The organism is Methylobacterium sp. J-068, from assembly GCF_022829445.1.
Taxonomy (GTDB): domain Bacteria; phylum Pseudomonadota; class Alphaproteobacteria; order Rhizobiales; family Beijerinckiaceae; genus Methylobacterium.
The window spans coordinates 73,204-88,312 of sequence record NZ_JAKSXY010000109.1; the positions used below are offsets into that span (position 1 = coordinate 73,204).

Sequence of the window (15,109 nt, forward strand, 5' to 3'; positions counted from 1 at the left end):
GATGATTATTTCGCAGCGACGTCTCTTGATGGGACTTTATAGCTGCCGTCTGCCGACTTGCGTTAGAAACATTTCTTTAAGGAAATGGTTAATTTTGGATTAAGGCGTTCGGCATCCTGTGATCCGGGGCCCGTTTCCAGCCCTGCCGCACGGCGATTCCGCTCCGGCGACGGCGGGTGTTGCAATCGCGTCACGGCCCCGGCACCCGCTCCGGCATCGTCGTCGAGACGCGCGAATCCTTAACGGACGCGCGCATCACGGACGGTTCCGCGTCTCCGCACGCCTCCCCTGTCCCGCGGACGGGACGCATCCTGGTCCGATCGATCGAGGTGGCGGATTCCGGAAGCACGGCCGGATCGCCGCGTCCGCCCCGGATCAGGACCCTACCCCGAGACGCCGCGCGTCGGGGTCGGGTTCAGCGTCTCGGACAGGAGTTCGACCTGGCCGACGAGGCGGCGCAGGCCCTCGCTGTGCGGCGCGGCCGGCATGGGCAGCGGGGTGCGAACGGGCGGCGGGGCCTCCTCGCCGCCGAGGCTGGCCAGGGTCTCGGTGATCCAGGCGCTCCAGGCCGCGAGGGCCTCCGGTTCCCCCGTCTCGGCGGCGTAGCGCAGGGCCGTGAGCCGGGCCGAGATCCGGCGCAGGGCGGCATCGGCCACCATCGCGGTCTCCACCTGCGGATGACGCCCGGCGCGCGGCTGCTGCAGGGCCCGGGCGAGCGCCGCCTCGAGGTCGTTCAGGGCGAGGCCGGCGGCACGGGCGCCCTGCGCGCGGGCGCCCGAGGCCTCGCTCTCCGGCCCCGAGCAGAGCACGGCGCGGGCGAAGGCGGCATGGGCCCGCACCGCCTTGCGCAGTTCCAGCCGCACCTGATCGGGCTCCCAGATCGGCCAGAGTACGAGGGCGCTGGCCACCGCGATGACGCCGCCCAGGAGGGTGAACAGCGCGCGCATGCCCGCGACCTCCCAGGAGCCGTGGCCGGGCTCCACCACTTCGACGAGGAGCACGACCAGGGGCGTCAGGCAGGCGATGAAGACGCCGTAGCTGACCTGACGCGCGGCGAAGCCGATCACGCTCAAGGGAAACACGAGGGCGGCGAGGACCAGCGGCGTGGTGACGAGGCCGGCGAGGCCCGCGCCGATCAGGCCGCCCAGCACCGTGCCGCCGATCCGCTCCAGCGCGCGCTGCCAGGTGGCGGCGTAGAAGGGCTGCATGGTCAGCACCACCGTGATGGTGAGCCAGTGCGCGAAGGGACCGGACCAGACCAGGGTCGCCCACAGGGCGGGCGCCGCCACCACGGTGGCCCGGACGGCGTGGCGCAGGTTGGCCGAGGCGAGGGTGAAGTTGGTGGTGAGCGGCCCCAGCAGGCGCGTGCCGAGCGGCAGGCTCGCCCGCCCGAGCAGGGCGCCGCCGGGCCGGTAGCCGTCCGGCGTCGAGAGCTTGGCGCCGATCCGCACGCGGTCGAGGATGCGCGTGGCGAGGTCGCGCAGGTTGCGGTCGTGGTCGAGGCGCCGCGCGCCACGCGCGATGGCCCGCTCCAGGCGCGCGAGATCGATCACGGAATCGTCGCGGATCGCGCGGGCGATCACACCGAGGAGCGGGCGCAGCCGCCGCAGGAACCGGCGCGCCATGCGGCGGCGGCGCGGGTCCGGCTCGCCCTCGATCAGGTCGGACAGGGCGATCAGGGCCGCGAAGATCTGCTCGGCGGCCTCCAGGCGGATCAGGGCCTGGGCCGTCCGATCGGAGATGCGCTCGCGGCTGCGGGCGAGGTCGACGATGACGGTGCGGGCCTGCTCGATCGCCTCGCGCACGCTGCGCCGATGGGCCCGGGCGTGCCGGTCGAAGGCCTGGAGATCGAAGGTCTGCCGGTCGAAGATCTGGCGGTTGCCGCCTTGCGCGGAAGCCTTCGTCTCGGGCTTCTCCGGCCAGGTGAGGGAGGCGAGATCCTCGAGGTCGTCGCAGAGGCGGGCGAGGCGGCGCCAGACCTCGGCGACCGCGCGATGGGTCGGGCGATAGGGGTGCAGGCGCCAGAGGAGCAGGGCCAGCAGCGTCGCCCACAGGCCGCCGGCCGTGAAGACGAGCCCGGCCGCCAGCGCCTGATCCGGACCGAGGGGCCGATCGAGCGCGAAGCAGAGGACGAGGACCAGCACGTTGCCGGCGGCCTGCGCCTGCACGCCCCAGACCCGCGCATAGGTGCAGGCGAAGATGGCGATGCCCGCGAGCGGCACCACGCGAAGCGACCCGAGCGGCTGCATCAGGCCGAACAGCCCCCAGAACACCCCGCCGAGGAGCGAGAAGAGCGTGAGGACGAGGAGGCGGGAGCGCATCGGCCCGCCGGCATCGGCGAAGCAGGCGAGGTTCGCGGCCAGCGCCACGGTGAGGAGCGGCGGCCAGGACACCCATTCGTGCAGCAGGATGACGAGGCCGAAGGCCAGGGCCGCGCGCACGCCGTCGACGAGGCTCAGGCCGCGCGGATCCAGGCCGATGGGCAGGCGCGTGAGGTCGAGCCCCGGCTGGGTCAGCGTGCCCCGGCCGCGCAGGAACGCGGCCGCGCGGATTCGCCGGCGCGCAACCGAAGCCGGGGCGGGCCGTCCCTCGACGGCCTCGTGCGGCGCAGGCTCGTTGGATGACGGCGTGGTGGGCAAGGGCAGGCTCCACGGAGGACGCGACGGCCTCCGCACCCGCGATCTAGTCCCGCGGGCCGCTTCCGGGAACCGCCGGGGACGTCACGGGAGCTCTGCATTCCAGGAGCGCGTCCCGCGGAAGCCGGCACGCGCCCGAGGGCGTCAGAACTTGCCGCCGAGACCGACGCTGCCGCCCTGGCCCATCGTCGGCTCGATGCCGCCCGAGCTCGACCGCCGCGTGGTGTCGCCCTCGAGATCCTCGCGGCGGATGCGACGCTCCTCGTTCGCGGCCGCGCGGGTCTGGCCGCCGGCGCTCTTGGGAAGGTCGAGGCGCCGCGTCGGCGTGGTCTGGGGCGCGGCGCCGTCGGCGTCCGCGCGGGCGACACGTCCGGGTCCCGGAGCCGTGCCGCGCATGGAGGGCGGCAGGCCGACCTCGGTCTCGGGCATCACGCCGCCACCGCCGCCGAGCGCCTGGCAACCTCCGAGCGCGGCGGCGACGAGCGCCACGGCGCAGGCTTTGGACGGAAGGGACATCGGGTTCTGGTCCTCGGAAAACAGCGGCGCCCGCGCCAGGGCGCCCTACGCATCTCTTTGCCTCTCTACGACGCGGTTTTGGCGAAAACCAGACGGGCCGCCATTCACGAAAGCATTGCGGCCACGCTTGCGCTGGTGCCAAAGTGCCGCCGAAGGAACGGGTCCGACCGGTGGTCGGTCCATTTCTTGCCCAATCCGTCCTCGGTCCGCTGGTCGCGCTGGGCTCTCGTCGTCCGGTCCCGGCCGACGAGAGCCGGGCCCCCTCGGTCCGCCCCCTCGCCCAACCCTTCTTTCACCCATCCACAACTTCGCCTTGGTCCCCGCGCAATGAGGCCGGCGCCGCCCTCGGGCGGAACCCGCCGCTCCAGCCGCCATTGTGTGGAACCGGCGAGACGCATCACTCGGGGAACGCGCGTGTTCAGAATTGTCCGGATGATCGCCACTGCGACGATCACCCTGTGGGCCGCAGCCGCGGCCGCCGAAGGCCCGGCGACGCCGGGTAAGGAGCCGGCGGCCGGCGCCGGCGACGTCACGACGGGCTCGCCCGCCAGCGGCGCCCCCCCGGCGGCGCCGGCCTCCGCGCCGCCGCCCGCCACCGCGCCCGTCCAGGGCCCGGGAACGGCGAGCCAGCCGGCGCCCGCCGGAACCACGGGAACGCCCGCCACCGTGCTCGACACGCAGGATTACGAGGGCGTGCTCGGCAAGGCCGTGCGCAGTTCCACCGGCGAGGACATGGGCCGGATCATCGACATCATCCTCGACAAGGATGGCCGGCCGCGTGCCGCGATCATCGATTTCGGGGGCTTCCTCGGGGTCGGCTCGCGCAAGATCGCGGTGGATTGGCGCGCCATGCGCTTCACCTCGGACGGCAAGCCGAGCCGGCTGGTACTTCAGCTGAGCCGCAACCAGGTCCGGGTGTCGCCCGAGTACAAGCCCGGCGACCCGATCGTGGTCCTCGGCCCGGCGAGCCCGGCAGCCCCCGGCGAGGGCGAGCAGGCCGCCGCCCCCGTGCAGGGACCGGCCGTGCCCGCGCAAGGCGCGCCCCCGCAGGCGGCGGCGCCGGCAGCGGCCGCACCCGCCGCACCGACCTCAAACCCCGCTCCGGCCCCGGCGCCGAATCCCGCCCCGGCCTCGAGCCCGGCGCCCGCTCCGAGTTCGGCACCGGTCGCGCAGCCAGAGAAGACGCCGGACAAGCCGGCCGAGAGGTCGCCGGATCGATGACGGCACCGCTTCCGAAGAATCGCCGGGCGCTCAAGCCCCGCGATGTGCCGCGTCCGGATTACCGGCCGCGTCCGCTCCCCCGTCGCGACGCCCTCACGGACGACGCCCAGGGCGCGACGGCAGCGGAGGCTCCGGGCGACATGAAGCTTATTTCACGCCGGAGCACCCGGGGCCTCGACGGCTTCGCGTTCTTCGTGGCGAACCTGCAGACCGGCTTCGGCCCGTTCCTGGCGGTGTATTTCACGCAGGCCAAGTGGACGCAGTCGGATATCGGCTTCGCGCTCACCGTGGGCAGCCTCGTCAGCCTGCTCGGCCAGGTGCCGGGCGGCGCCTTCGTGGACGCGGTGCGCTCCCGGCGCTTCGCCGCCGGCTTCTCGGTGGTGGCCATTGCGCTCAGCGCCTTCGCGCTCGCCATGTGGCCGAACTTCCTCGTGGTGCTGCTGGCCATGGCGGCGCATTCCGCCGCGAGCTGCATCCTCACGCCCGCCATCGCGGCGATCAGCATCGCCCTCGTGGGGCACGCGCGGGCGGGTGAGCGGCTGGGACGCAATGCCAGCTTCTCGGCGCTGGGCAACGCGGTCGCCGCCGCCGGAATGGGGGCCTGCGGCTACTACGTCTCCAACGACGCGGTGTTCTACCTGACCGCCGCCCTGATGGTGCCGACGCTGATCGCGCTGTCCCGGATCCGCGCCGACGAGATCGACGGCCCGCCCCGCGCCAAACCTTCGGCGGACAGGGCTCCCGACGACAAGCCGGCGCCGCGCGGCGAGAGCGGCCTGCGCGGACTGCTCACCAACCGGGCGCTCCTGTGCTTCGGCGCCTGCATGACCCTGTTCTTCCTCGCCAACGCCGCGATGCTGCCGCTGGTGGGCAGCATGCTCACTCTGCGCGCGAGCGAGACCGCGACGGCGCTGATCGCCGCCTGCATCGTCGTTCCCCAGGTCGTCCTCGCGCTCTCGGCCCCGGCCGTGGGACGCGCGGCCGAGCGCTGGGGTCGGCGCCCCCTGCTCCTCCTCGGCTTCGCCGCCCTGCCGATCCGGGGGCTGCTCTTCGCCTATGTCGACAGTCCCGAACTCCTGGTCGCGATCCAGGTCTTCGACGGGGTGTCGGCGGCGGTCTTCGGCGTCATGGTGCCCCTCGTGGTCTCGGACGCCACCCGGAAGTCGGGGCACTTCAACCTCGCCCTCGGCGCCGTCGGCACCGCGATGGGCATCGGGGCGGCCCTCTCCACCTCGCTGGCCGGAATCATGGCCGACCGGCTCGGCAGCCACACGGCGTTCCTCGGCCTCGCCATCGTGGGATTCGCCGCCTTCGCGCTCGTCGCCCTGATCATGCCGGAAACCCGGCCCGCGGAGCCCCGCCCCGAGGCGTGAGATTCGGGGCGCGGATGCCCCCGGGCGACGGCGGCGCGGCACCGAAATCGCTTGCCGCTCAACCTGCGTTCAGGTTCGGCGGCAATAATGCGCGTACCTCTGTCCGACACCGCAACGCTTGGCCCCGCTTCGCGTTGCGATCCAGGGGCAACAAGATCGCGTGCATGACACACGCGGGAAACCAGGGTCCGCGAGGACGCTTTACAGAGGTACGTTCATCCTTCGCCGGATGAACGCTCGAAGTCGGGACGGTCACCGAGATGGAAGACCTCTGCGTTTATGCCGATCGGCCCTTCGCCTTCGTGGGCCGGTACCTGCGCCGGCGCGCGCTGCCGCACGTCGTGATCCTGTGCGCGGTCCTGGGCGCCGTCGGTTTCTCCGTGAGCACCGACTACGCCCTGAAGGGGGTGGTCGACGCCCTGAGCAAGGGTCCGCAGGCCGGCCTGATCTGGGGCGCGCTCGCCGTCCTCATCGCCTTCATCGCCGCCGACAACATGCTCTGGCGCGTGGCGAGCCTCGTCGGCTCCTTCACCTTCGTGGGCGTGACCGGCGACATCCGCCGCGACCTCTTCCGCCACATGACGGGGCACTCGCCCTCGTTCTTCGCCGACCGCCAGCCCGGCACCCTGGCCTCGCGCATCACCGCGACCTCGAACGCGATCTTCACGGTCGAGAACATGTTCGTGTTCAACGTGATGCCGCCCTGCGTCGCGGCCTTCGGCTCGATCCTCTACATCGGCACCGTCAACCTCACCATGGCGCTGGTGCTGGCCGGCATCTTCGCCGCCGTGGTGGTGCTGATGTTCAAGATGGCGGCGGCCGGCAAGCCGCTCCACCACGACTTCGCCGCCAAGGCGGCCTCCGTCGACGGCGAGATGGTCGACCTCGTCGGCAACATGCCGCTGGTGCGCGCCTTCTCGGCCTTCAAGCGCGAGTACACCCGCTTCGACGGCACGATCGGGCAGGAGATGCGCTCACGCCGCTCCTCGCTGCTCTATCTCGAGAAGCTGCGCATCGTACACGCCATCCTCACCGTGCTGGCGGTGCTCGGCCTGCTCTACTGGGCCATCACCATGTGGGAGGCCGGACAGGCGACCAACGGACAGGTCGTCCTCGTCTGCACCCTCGGCATCCGCATCCTGGCCGCGACCCGCGACCTCGCGGTCGCCCTGGTGGACGCGACCCAGCACACCGCCCGCCTCTCGGAGGCTCTCCACACCCTGCTCCAGCCGCACGACCTCATCGACCATCCGGAGGCCGTGCCGCTCTCCGGCACGGGCGCCGAGATCACCTTCGACCACGTCGCCTTCTCGTATCCGGACGGGCGCGGGGTGTTCACCGACTTCGACCTCGTGCTCCGGCCCGGACAGCGCGTCGGCCTCGTGGGCAAGTCGGGCGGCGGCAAGTCGACCCTGTTTTCCCTGTTGCAGCGCTTCTACGACGCGCAAGGGGGCCGCATCCTGATCAACGGCCAGGACATCCAGCGCGTGACCCAGGAATCCCTGCGCGAGGCCATCACGGTGGTGCCACAGGACGTCTCGATGTTCCACCGGACGCTGCGCGAGAACATCCGCTACGGCCGGCCGGACGCGTCGGACGAGGATGTCTGGAAGGCCGCGGCGGCGGCCCATTGCACGGACTTCATCGAGGCGCTGCCGGAAGGGTTCGACACCATCGTGGGCGACCGGGGCGTGAAGCTGTCCGGCGGCCAGCGCCAGCGCATCGCCATCGCGCGCGCCATCCTCAAGGACTCGCCGATCCTGCTCCTCGACGAGGCGACCTCGGCCCTCGACGCCGAATCCGAGGAGGCGATCCGCCACGCGCTCGCCAACCTGATGAAGGGCCGCACCGTCATCGCCATCGCGCACCGGCTCTCGACCCTCAAGGATTTCGACCGGATCGTGGTGCTGGAAGGCGGCCGCATCATCCAGGACGGTGCGCCGGACAAGCTCACGCATCTCGACGGGTTCTACCGCGAGCTGATGAAGAAGGAATCGATGTCGATGGCGCTCGCCGCCGCCTGAGGCAGGTGCCGTACTCTTTCCCCTTGTGGGGAAGAGTCGGAGGTGGGGGTGGCGGCGCCAGCCGCCGCAGCTAGAGGACGCCCCCACGCCTGACCTCTCCCCACAGGTGGAGAGAGGTGGTCCCAGCGCCGCTCAGTTGTGCGACTGGATGAAGTTGCGCACCAGCGGGTAGGTCTGGCTCTCCCACTTCCGGCCGGAGAACACCCCGTAATGGCCGACGCCGGCCTGGAGGTGGTGGCTCTTCATGTGGTGCGGCAGGCCGGTGCAGAGGTCGTGCGCCGCCATGGTCTGGCCGACCGCGCAGATGTCATCGCGCTCGCCCTCGACCGTCATCAGCGCCGTCCTGCGGATGGCGCGCATGTCGATGGGATTGCCGCGATAGGTCAGTTCGTTCTTGGCCAGGGTATAGTCCTGGAACACGGTCTTGACCGTTTCGATGTAGAATTCCGCCGCGAGATCGAGCACGGCGAAATACTCGTCGTAGAACCCCTCGATCTGACGGGCCTTCTCGGTCTCGCCGTTGGCCAGGTGCCAGAACAGGTCGGCATGGCCCTGGATGTGCCGCTTGGCGTTCATCGAGACGAAGGCCGAGACCTGCATGAAGCCAGGATAGACCCGCCGCCCCGCGCCCTTGTGGCGGTCCGGCACGGTGGCGATCAGGTGCTTCTCGAACCACGCGATCGGCTTCGAGGTGGCGAGGTGGTTCACGGAGGTCGGGCTGATGCGGCAATCCACCGGGCCGGCCATCAGCGTCATGCTGCGCGGGTGCGCCACGTCCTTCGACTGGGCCATGACGGCGGCGGCGGCGAGGGCCTGCACGGCCGGCTGGCAGACGGCGACGAGGTGGGCCCCCTCCCCCATCGCTCCGAGGAACTGCACGAGGTGGTCGACGTAATCGTCGAAGCCGAAGGCCCCGGCGCTCAGCGGCACGTCGCGGGCATTGTGCCAATCCGTGATGTAGACGTCGTGGTCGGGCAGCAGGGTCCGGACCGTGCCGCGCAGCAGGGTCGCGAAATGGCCCGACAGGGGCGCGACGACGAGGACGCGCGGCTGCTCGGTCTCGATGTCCTTCTTGAAGCGCAGCAGGGTGCCGAAGGGGGTCGCGAAGGCGGCCTCCTCGGTGACCGGCACCTCGCGGTTGCCCACGGTCACGCTGTCGATGCCGTAGGCGGGGCGGGTGAAGGTGAGGCCGGCCCGCATCATCATGCGGGCGCCCGCGGACCACCAGCTCAAGGGTTCCTTGTAGCCGGCGTCGGTCCAGGGGGAGACGGCATCGTGCACGAGCCGGCCCCAGGCGCGGGTCTGCTCGGCCAGGTCCGACTGGGCATCGAAAGCACGATAGAGCATGCAGCCCGAACTCCTACGCGAACGGTCAAATCGAAAAACGTCCGCGATGGACGGGTGCGCCGGCCATGAGGCCGGCGACGGGGCGTCAGGCTGAGCCAGGCGGCTCTCCGACGCAACGGGCCCGAGGTGTGATATCCTGCGGCTGTTGTGCGTATACATCACCGGAGAAGGAACAGGCTCCGAAACGGGATGAAACGGGACGGTGCATTCGCCGGGGCTCGGAAGCGGGACACGTCAACCGCGTTGCGTCGAGAAAGCTCCCGTCCGGCGATGGCGGCGCGATCGCGGATCGGAATCTCTCCTGTGTGATTGCGGTCGCGGCGGCATGAGTCTTGGATCGCGGACCGGCGGCCTGGATCCTGAGTCGGCGTCGTGGATCGCCCATATCTCGCTCGGATCGCCCGTGTCTCGCTCGCTCAAACGTGAAGACCATCAGGGGGATGAACATGCCTGCGGCAACGCTGACCATCTCAAGTCGCAACTACTCGTCCTGGTCGCTGCGCGGCTGGCTGGTCTGCCGGATGGCGGGGCTCGATTTCGAGACGGAGCTGCTCTCGGGAAACGACGCCTCGACCCGCGCGGAGTTGCTGCACCTCTCTCCCTCCTTCCTCGTGCCCCGCCTCGTCCACGGCGAGATCATCGTCTGGGACACGCTGGCCATCGCGCAGTACCTCAACGAGATCCGCCCCGAGGCCGGCTTCCTGCCGCGCGACGCCGTCGCCCGCGCCCATTGCCGCTCGATCTCGGGGGAGATGCATGGCGGCTTCATCAACCTGCGCTCGGCCCTGCCGATGAACCTCAAGGCGCGCCACACGAACTTCAAGATCTTCAACGGCGCGCGCGGCGACATCGACCGGGTCATCACCATCGTGGACGAGTGCCTGTCGCGCTACGACGGCCCGTTCCTGTTCGGCGAGACGCCGAGCCTCGCCGACGCGATGTTCGCCCCCGTCTGCACGCGCTTCCGCACCTACGACGTCGCGCTCTCGCGCAGGACCGCGCTCTACCGCGACACCATCCTGGCCTGGCCGCTGATGGAGGCGTGGACGGCGGAAGCCGCGCGGGAGCCCGACGAGATCGAGGAACTCGACATGGAGTTCTAGACCCGATGACCGTGCCGCCGTCCCGTGGGCTTTAATCCGCGCGGCGGCGTGCGAGGCGACACGTCACTCCGGCAAGACGATCCCTATATCACTCTTATCGCAACAGAGACGAAGCCAACACAAGTCTTCGTCCTCGACAGGAGTGAGTTAACTTCGATGAAAACCCGTCTTGCCGCCCTCTTTGCCGCGACTGTTCTTGCCGTCGCGGCTCCGGCCACCGGAAGCTTCGCGTTCGACCGCGTGAGCCCGGCCTTCGGCGACATTCCGGCTTCCCGCTACGACGATCTGACGACGGGCTCCATCCGGTCCTACGACGTGCCCTCCACCAGCCCCTGCCGTGCCAGCTCGGCCAGCGAGGGCAATGCGAACCAGCAGAACTTCCCCGTCCAGCAATACGGCCAGACCTCGGGCGGCCCGCGCTGCTAACCCTTCCGTCCGCCTGAGAGCGCCGGTCGCTCCTCCGAGACACGAGAGCCCGGACCCCGCGAGGTTCGGGCTTCTCGCCGTCGTCAGGCCGCCCGGTCCCCGGTCATTCGGCCGCCACCCGGTGGCCGGCGTCGAGCACGGCGCTCGCCGGCGGCACCGTTGCGGCAAGGGTGCGCGGGAGCTCGATCCGCGCGGTCAGCCCGCGCGGCGCGCGATTGCGCAGGGTGAACCGGCCCTCGTGCGATTCCACGATCGCGAGCACGATGGAGAGGCCGAGGCCGAAGCCGCTCGCGGTATCGAGGTTTCGCGCCCGGTCGCCGCGCACGAAGGGTTGCAGCATCGCGTCGCGCTCGGAATCCGGGATGCCCGGCCCGTCGTCGCTCACGTCCACGGCGACGCCCTGCTCGGTCTGCGTCACCGAGAGGCGGGCCGAACCGCCGTACTTCACCGCGTTGTCGACGAGGTTCACGATCGCGCGCTGCAACTCGTCGGGGCGGGCCTGAACCAAGAGGTGGCGCGTCTCGGCGACACGGACATCGGCGCCGATATCGGCGAACTCGTCCGCAACGGTCTGAACCACCGAGGCCAGATCGACCAGGGTCTTGGCGGACCCATCCGGCGTCTGTCCGTCGCGCACGAAGGAGAGGGCCGCCTCGACGAGGCCGTTCATCTGGTCGAGGTCGCGCAGGGTCATGGTTCGGGCGTGGTCGTCCTCGATGAATTCGGCCCGCAGGCGCAGGCGGGTGATCGGGGTGCGCAGGTCGTGGCTGATCGCGGCCAGCATCTGCGTGCGGTCGTCGACGAGGCGGCGCACGCGGGCGCGCATCCGGTCGAGGGCCCGCGAGAGCGTGACCACCTCGCGCGGGCCGTTCTCGGGCAGGTCCACGAGGTTCATCCGGGTCCCGAACACGTCCGCGGCCTCCGCCAGCCGCGCCAGGGGCGCCGTCAGCGCCCGCGTCGCCCAGAGCGAGATCAGCGACACCGCCACCGCCAGGAACACGAAGGTGAAGATGATGGCGCCCTGGCGCATGGGCGGCCGGTCGTCGTCCGGCACCAGGGCCGAGAGGCGCGCGCCGCCGGGCGTCTCGATCCCGACGCGCACCCCCGAGGAGGCGTCGGCCGGGCGATGCGCCGCCCAGAGGTCGACGAGGGTCAGGTGGCGCCCGAAACCATCGCGCAGGCGCTGGACCATCGAATGGTCGCCGATTCGGTCGCGGACCGCGTCCTCCGAACTCGGGACATCCGGATTCTCGCCGTTCCAGGGCTCGATCTTCAGGGTCGGCAGCATCCGGGCGGCATTCGCCAGGAGGGCGGGACGGTCCGCCGGGCTCGCGCCGTCGAGGAGGCGCGTGACGGTGGCGAGGCGGGTCGCGGCGACGCCCGGATGGTCGTCGGGCCGCCACGGCTCGCGCAGGGTGAAGAAGGCGAGCGTCGCCATGGCGTGGGCGAGCACCACCGCGGCGACGATGAGGAGGGCGATCTGCCCGGCGACGCTGGAGGGCACCAGGGCGCGCAGGCGGTTCCGGCGGGCCTTCATGCGCGCGTCACCTCCGGCGTGAACAGATAACCGCCCGAGCGGATGGTGCGGATGATCTCGGGGTTGCGCGGATCCTGCTCGATCTTCTGACGGATGCGGCTGATCAGGACGTCGATGCTGCGCTCGAACGGACCGGCGGCCCGCCCCTGCGTCAGGTCGAGGAGCTGGTCGCGCGAGAGCACCCGGCCCGGCCGCAGGCAGAGGGCGTGCAGGAGGTCGAACTCCGCCCCCGTGATGGCGATCCGCGCCTCCTCGGGGCTGAGGAGCTGGCGCAGGGACACGTCGAGGGTCCAGCCCAGGAAGTGCAGGCGGCGCACGCCCTCGTCCGGTTCGGTCTCGGCCCCGGCACCGCGCCGCAGGATCGCGCGGATGCGGGCCAGGAGTTCGCGCGGGTTGAACGGCTTGCCGAGGTAATCGTCGGCTCCGATCTCGAGCCCGATGATCCGGTCGATCTCCTCGGCCTTGGCGGTGAGCATCAGGATCGGGATGCGGGACTGCGCGCGCAGGCGCCGGCACAGGCTGAGCCCGTCCTCGCCCGGCAGCATCAGGTCGAGCACCACGAGGTCCACCCGCGCATCCGCCAGGACCCGGTCCATCGCGACGCCGTCGCCCGCGAGGCTGACGCGGCACTCGTTGGCCCGCAGGTAGCGCGCGACCAGCGCGCTGATCTCGCGGTCATCCTCCACCAGGAGGATGTGGGGATGGATGGTCGTGGTCTGCGTCATGGTCCCGAGCATCGCGGCTCCCTCCGCGGCCGGGTTTGGGCCCGGGCCTGGCGCGGATCTGTCAAGCCGCGATTATGCGCCCCGGCGCGGAGCCGATACACTAGGAATTTGTAAACGCCTGTTTCGCCCCGCTCGGGGCGGAAACCGCCGGAAACCGTCCTCGGCGGCGCATCGGACCGCGCGCATGGATTGCCGGGGAACGCGCCGATTCCTATGTCGATGCGGCAGGCGCCGATCCCGTGACCTCACGAACGGATGGCGGCCTGACGCTTCGGGAGACGACGATGCAAGGCTCGAACCGGCTGTTCGACGATTTCGCCCGCCTGATGACCGACGCCGCCGGAGCCGCGCAAGGGGTGCGCCGCGAGGCGGAGACCGTGGTCAAGGGCCAGATCGAGCGGCTGATCCGCGACATGGACATCGCCTCCCGCGAGGAACTCGACGTGCTGCGTGATCTCGTCACGGCTCTGCGCAGCCAGAACGACGCCCTGGCGAGCCGCGTCGCCGCGCTGGAAGCCCGGCTGGGCACGGAGCCGGCGGCCGGCGCCAGCGAAGCCGTCTGATTTGCGAGCGATTCGCGGGCGTCGGGAGCGGCCGCGCTTGTGCACAGGAAGGAACGGTGGACCGTCGCTTTCCTGTTCACCGGGTTCCAGACGCGCTTTGAAACCCGAGTCCGGCGCGGTCTATAGTGGGTCATGACCTGATTCGCCCTCGACCCGAGCCGCCCTGGACCGAACAGAATCGCTGCCCGCCGCACCCGGCCTCCGGTCTGCTTGGGCAATTCCGGAACAAGGCGTTCCCGGTCGTCCGACCGACGTTCACAACGACTTCGCCGATCTCTCGCAGATCGACAAAACGGACCGCCATGACCCAACTCCACATCGAAGACCACGACCGGCACGAGCATCCCCTCGACATCGTCGAGCGCCTCGCGTCGCTGCGCGACTGGATCTTCGACCGGGCCGAGACCGACGAGATGTCGGTCTCCGTCGCCGGACGCTGGGCCGATTACCACGTGGCCTTCACCTGGATCGAGGACGTGGAGGCGCTGCACGTCGCCTCCGCCTTCGACCTCAAGGTGCCCGACCGCCGCCGCACCGAGATCCTGACCCTGGTCTCCCTCGTGAACGAGCAATTGTGGGTCGGTCATTTCGACCTGTGGTCGACCGACAACGTGGTGATGTTCCGCCACTCGCTGCTGCTGACCGGGGGCGCCGCCCCGACCCAGGGCCAGTGCACCATGATGCTCAAATCGGCGGTGGATGCCTGCGAGCGCTACTATCAGGCGTTCCAGTTCGTGCTCTGGGCCGGCAAATCCGCCCGCGAAGCCCTGGACGCCGTCCTGTTCGAGACCGAAGGCGAGGCGTGACCCACTCCGCCCTCCCCGCCTCCCTCACCCTCGTGGGTGCCGGCAAGATGGGGGGCGCCCTGCTCTCCGGCTGGCTCGCGGGCGGCCTCGACCCGAAGCGCACCACGATCATCGACCCGCAGGCCTCGCCCGAGATACGGGCGCTCTGCGCCGAGCGCGGCCTCACGCTGAATCCGGCGGCTCCGCCGGTCGCCGAGGCCCTCGTGCTGGCGATGAAGCCGCAGGGGCTGGAGGGCGCGGCCGCGGGGCTCGCCCCCCTGATCGGGCCGCGGACCCTGGTGGTCTCGATCCTCGCCGGCAAGACCATCGCGAACCTGCGCGATCGCCTGCCCGGCGCCCACGCCATCGTGCGGGCGATGCCGAACCTGCCCGCCAGCATCGGGCGGGGCGCGACCGGGGCGGTGGCGAGCCCGGATGTGACGCCGGCGCAGCGGGCGCAGGGCCACGCGCTGCTGGCCAGCGTCGGGCTCGTGGAATGGCTCGATGAGGAGGGCCTGATCGACGCACTCACCGCCGTGTCGGGCTCGGGTCCGGCCTACGTCTTCCTTCTCGCGGAGGTGATGGCGCAGGCGGGCGTGGCGGCCGGCCTGCCGCCCGAGATGGCCGCGCGGCTCGCGCGCGGCACGGTCTCGGGCGCGGCCGCGCTCCTCGACGCCGACCCGCGCGAGGCCGGAGCCTTGCGCCAGGACGTGACCTCGCCGGGCGGAACCACCGCCGAGGCCCTCGCCGTGCTGATGCGAAGCGGCGGCCTGCCGGACCTGATGCGCGAGGCGGTCGAGGCGGCCAAGCGCCGGGCCGGCGAACTCGCGGGCTGACCCCGCACCTAACCGAG

13 protein-coding genes are annotated in these 15,109 nt (G+C 71.0%); 8 read left to right on the top strand and 5 right to left on the bottom strand.

Annotated features, from left to right (window positions below):
- Positions 1 to 383: 383 nt before the first annotated feature.
- Together MKK54_RS18950 and MKK54_RS18955 are read right to left on the bottom strand one after the other, a co-directional pair.
- Entirely contained in the window at positions 384 to 2,639 is a 2,256-nt protein-coding gene (locus MKK54_RS18950) for an FUSC family protein (protein ID WP_313898399.1), read from the bottom strand.
- Between the two features lie 141 nt (positions 2,640 to 2,780).
- Positions 2,781 to 3,152, bottom strand: a complete 372-nt coding sequence (locus MKK54_RS18955) for a hypothetical protein (RefSeq protein ID WP_244013064.1) — start codon at positions 3,150 to 3,152, stop codon at positions 2,781 to 2,783.
- A 432-nt stretch (positions 3,153 to 3,584) separates the two neighbouring features.
- Here MKK54_RS18955 and MKK54_RS18960 point away from each other — a divergent pair, with 432 nt between their 5' ends.
- From MKK54_RS18960 to MKK54_RS18970, 3 genes are all read left to right on the top strand, one after another.
- Positions 3,585 to 4,373: a PRC-barrel domain-containing protein gene (locus MKK54_RS18960; RefSeq protein WP_244013066.1), complete on the top strand. Its 789-nt coding sequence runs from the start codon at positions 3,585 to 3,587 to the stop codon at positions 4,371 to 4,373.
- On the top strand, positions 4,370 to 5,746 hold the full coding sequence (locus MKK54_RS18965; protein ID WP_244013069.1) for an MFS transporter: 1,377 nt from the start codon (positions 4,370 to 4,372) through the stop codon (positions 5,744 to 5,746). Before MKK54_RS18960 ends, MKK54_RS18965 begins: the two co-directional genes overlap by 4 nt.
- A 260-nt stretch (positions 5,747 to 6,006) precedes the next feature.
- Positions 6,007 to 7,770 carry an ABC transporter ATP-binding protein gene (locus MKK54_RS18970; RefSeq protein ID WP_244013071.1) on the top strand — a complete coding sequence of 588 codons (1,764 nt, stop codon included), beginning with the start codon at positions 6,007 to 6,009 and terminating at the stop codon, positions 7,768 to 7,770.
- Between the two features lie 132 nt (positions 7,771 to 7,902).
- Here the strand turns inward: MKK54_RS18970 and MKK54_RS18975 are convergent, their stop codons facing one another.
- Complete coding sequence (locus tag MKK54_RS18975; RefSeq protein WP_244013073.1) at positions 7,903 to 9,117, bottom strand: polyhydroxyalkanoate depolymerase; 1,215 nt, start codon at positions 9,115 to 9,117, stop codon at positions 7,903 to 7,905.
- A 446-nt stretch (positions 9,118 to 9,563) separates the two neighbouring features.
- On the opposite strand from MKK54_RS18975, the gene MKK54_RS18980 reads away from it, so the two are divergent.
- Both MKK54_RS18980 and MKK54_RS18985 read left to right on the top strand, forming a co-directional pair.
- Complete coding sequence (locus tag MKK54_RS18980) at positions 9,564 to 10,220, top strand: glutathione S-transferase family protein (protein WP_244013075.1); 657 nt, start codon at positions 9,564 to 9,566, stop codon at positions 10,218 to 10,220.
- Between the two features lie 156 nt (positions 10,221 to 10,376).
- Positions 10,377 to 10,646, top strand: a complete 270-nt coding sequence (locus MKK54_RS18985) for a hypothetical protein (protein WP_244013077.1) — start codon at positions 10,377 to 10,379, stop codon at positions 10,644 to 10,646.
- 103 nt (positions 10,647 to 10,749) lie between these two features.
- On the opposite strand, the gene MKK54_RS18990 is transcribed toward MKK54_RS18985, so the two are convergent.
- Both MKK54_RS18990 and MKK54_RS18995 read right to left on the bottom strand, forming a co-directional pair.
- Positions 10,750 to 12,183 (bottom strand): ATP-binding protein, encoded by a 1,434-nt coding sequence (locus MKK54_RS18990; protein WP_244013079.1) that lies wholly within the window; start codon positions 12,181 to 12,183, stop codon positions 10,750 to 10,752.
- The gene (locus MKK54_RS18995; protein WP_244013249.1) at positions 12,180 to 12,908 is read right to left on the bottom strand and encodes a response regulator; all 729 of its coding nucleotides are present in this window, start codon (positions 12,906 to 12,908) and stop codon (positions 12,180 to 12,182) included. Before MKK54_RS18995 ends, MKK54_RS18990 begins: the two co-directional genes overlap by 4 nt.
- 284 nt (positions 12,909 to 13,192) lie before the next feature.
- Between MKK54_RS18995 and MKK54_RS19000 the strand changes: the two genes are divergently transcribed.
- From MKK54_RS19000 to proC, 3 genes are all read left to right on the top strand, one after another.
- Positions 13,193 to 13,471, top strand: coding sequence for an accessory factor UbiK family protein (locus tag MKK54_RS19000; protein WP_244013081.1), 279 nt, complete (start codon positions 13,193 to 13,195; stop codon positions 13,469 to 13,471).
- Between the two features lie 302 nt (positions 13,472 to 13,773).
- Positions 13,774 to 14,277 (top strand): YbjN domain-containing protein, encoded by a 504-nt coding sequence (locus MKK54_RS19005; RefSeq protein WP_244013083.1) that lies wholly within the window; start codon positions 13,774 to 13,776, stop codon positions 14,275 to 14,277.
- Positions 14,274 to 15,092 (top strand): pyrroline-5-carboxylate reductase, encoded by an 819-nt coding sequence (gene proC / locus MKK54_RS19010; protein ID WP_313898400.1) that lies wholly within the window; start codon positions 14,274 to 14,276, stop codon positions 15,090 to 15,092. The genes MKK54_RS19005 and proC overlap by 4 nt, the downstream gene beginning before the upstream one ends.
- The last annotated feature ends 17 nt before the right edge of the window (positions 15,093 to 15,109 follow it).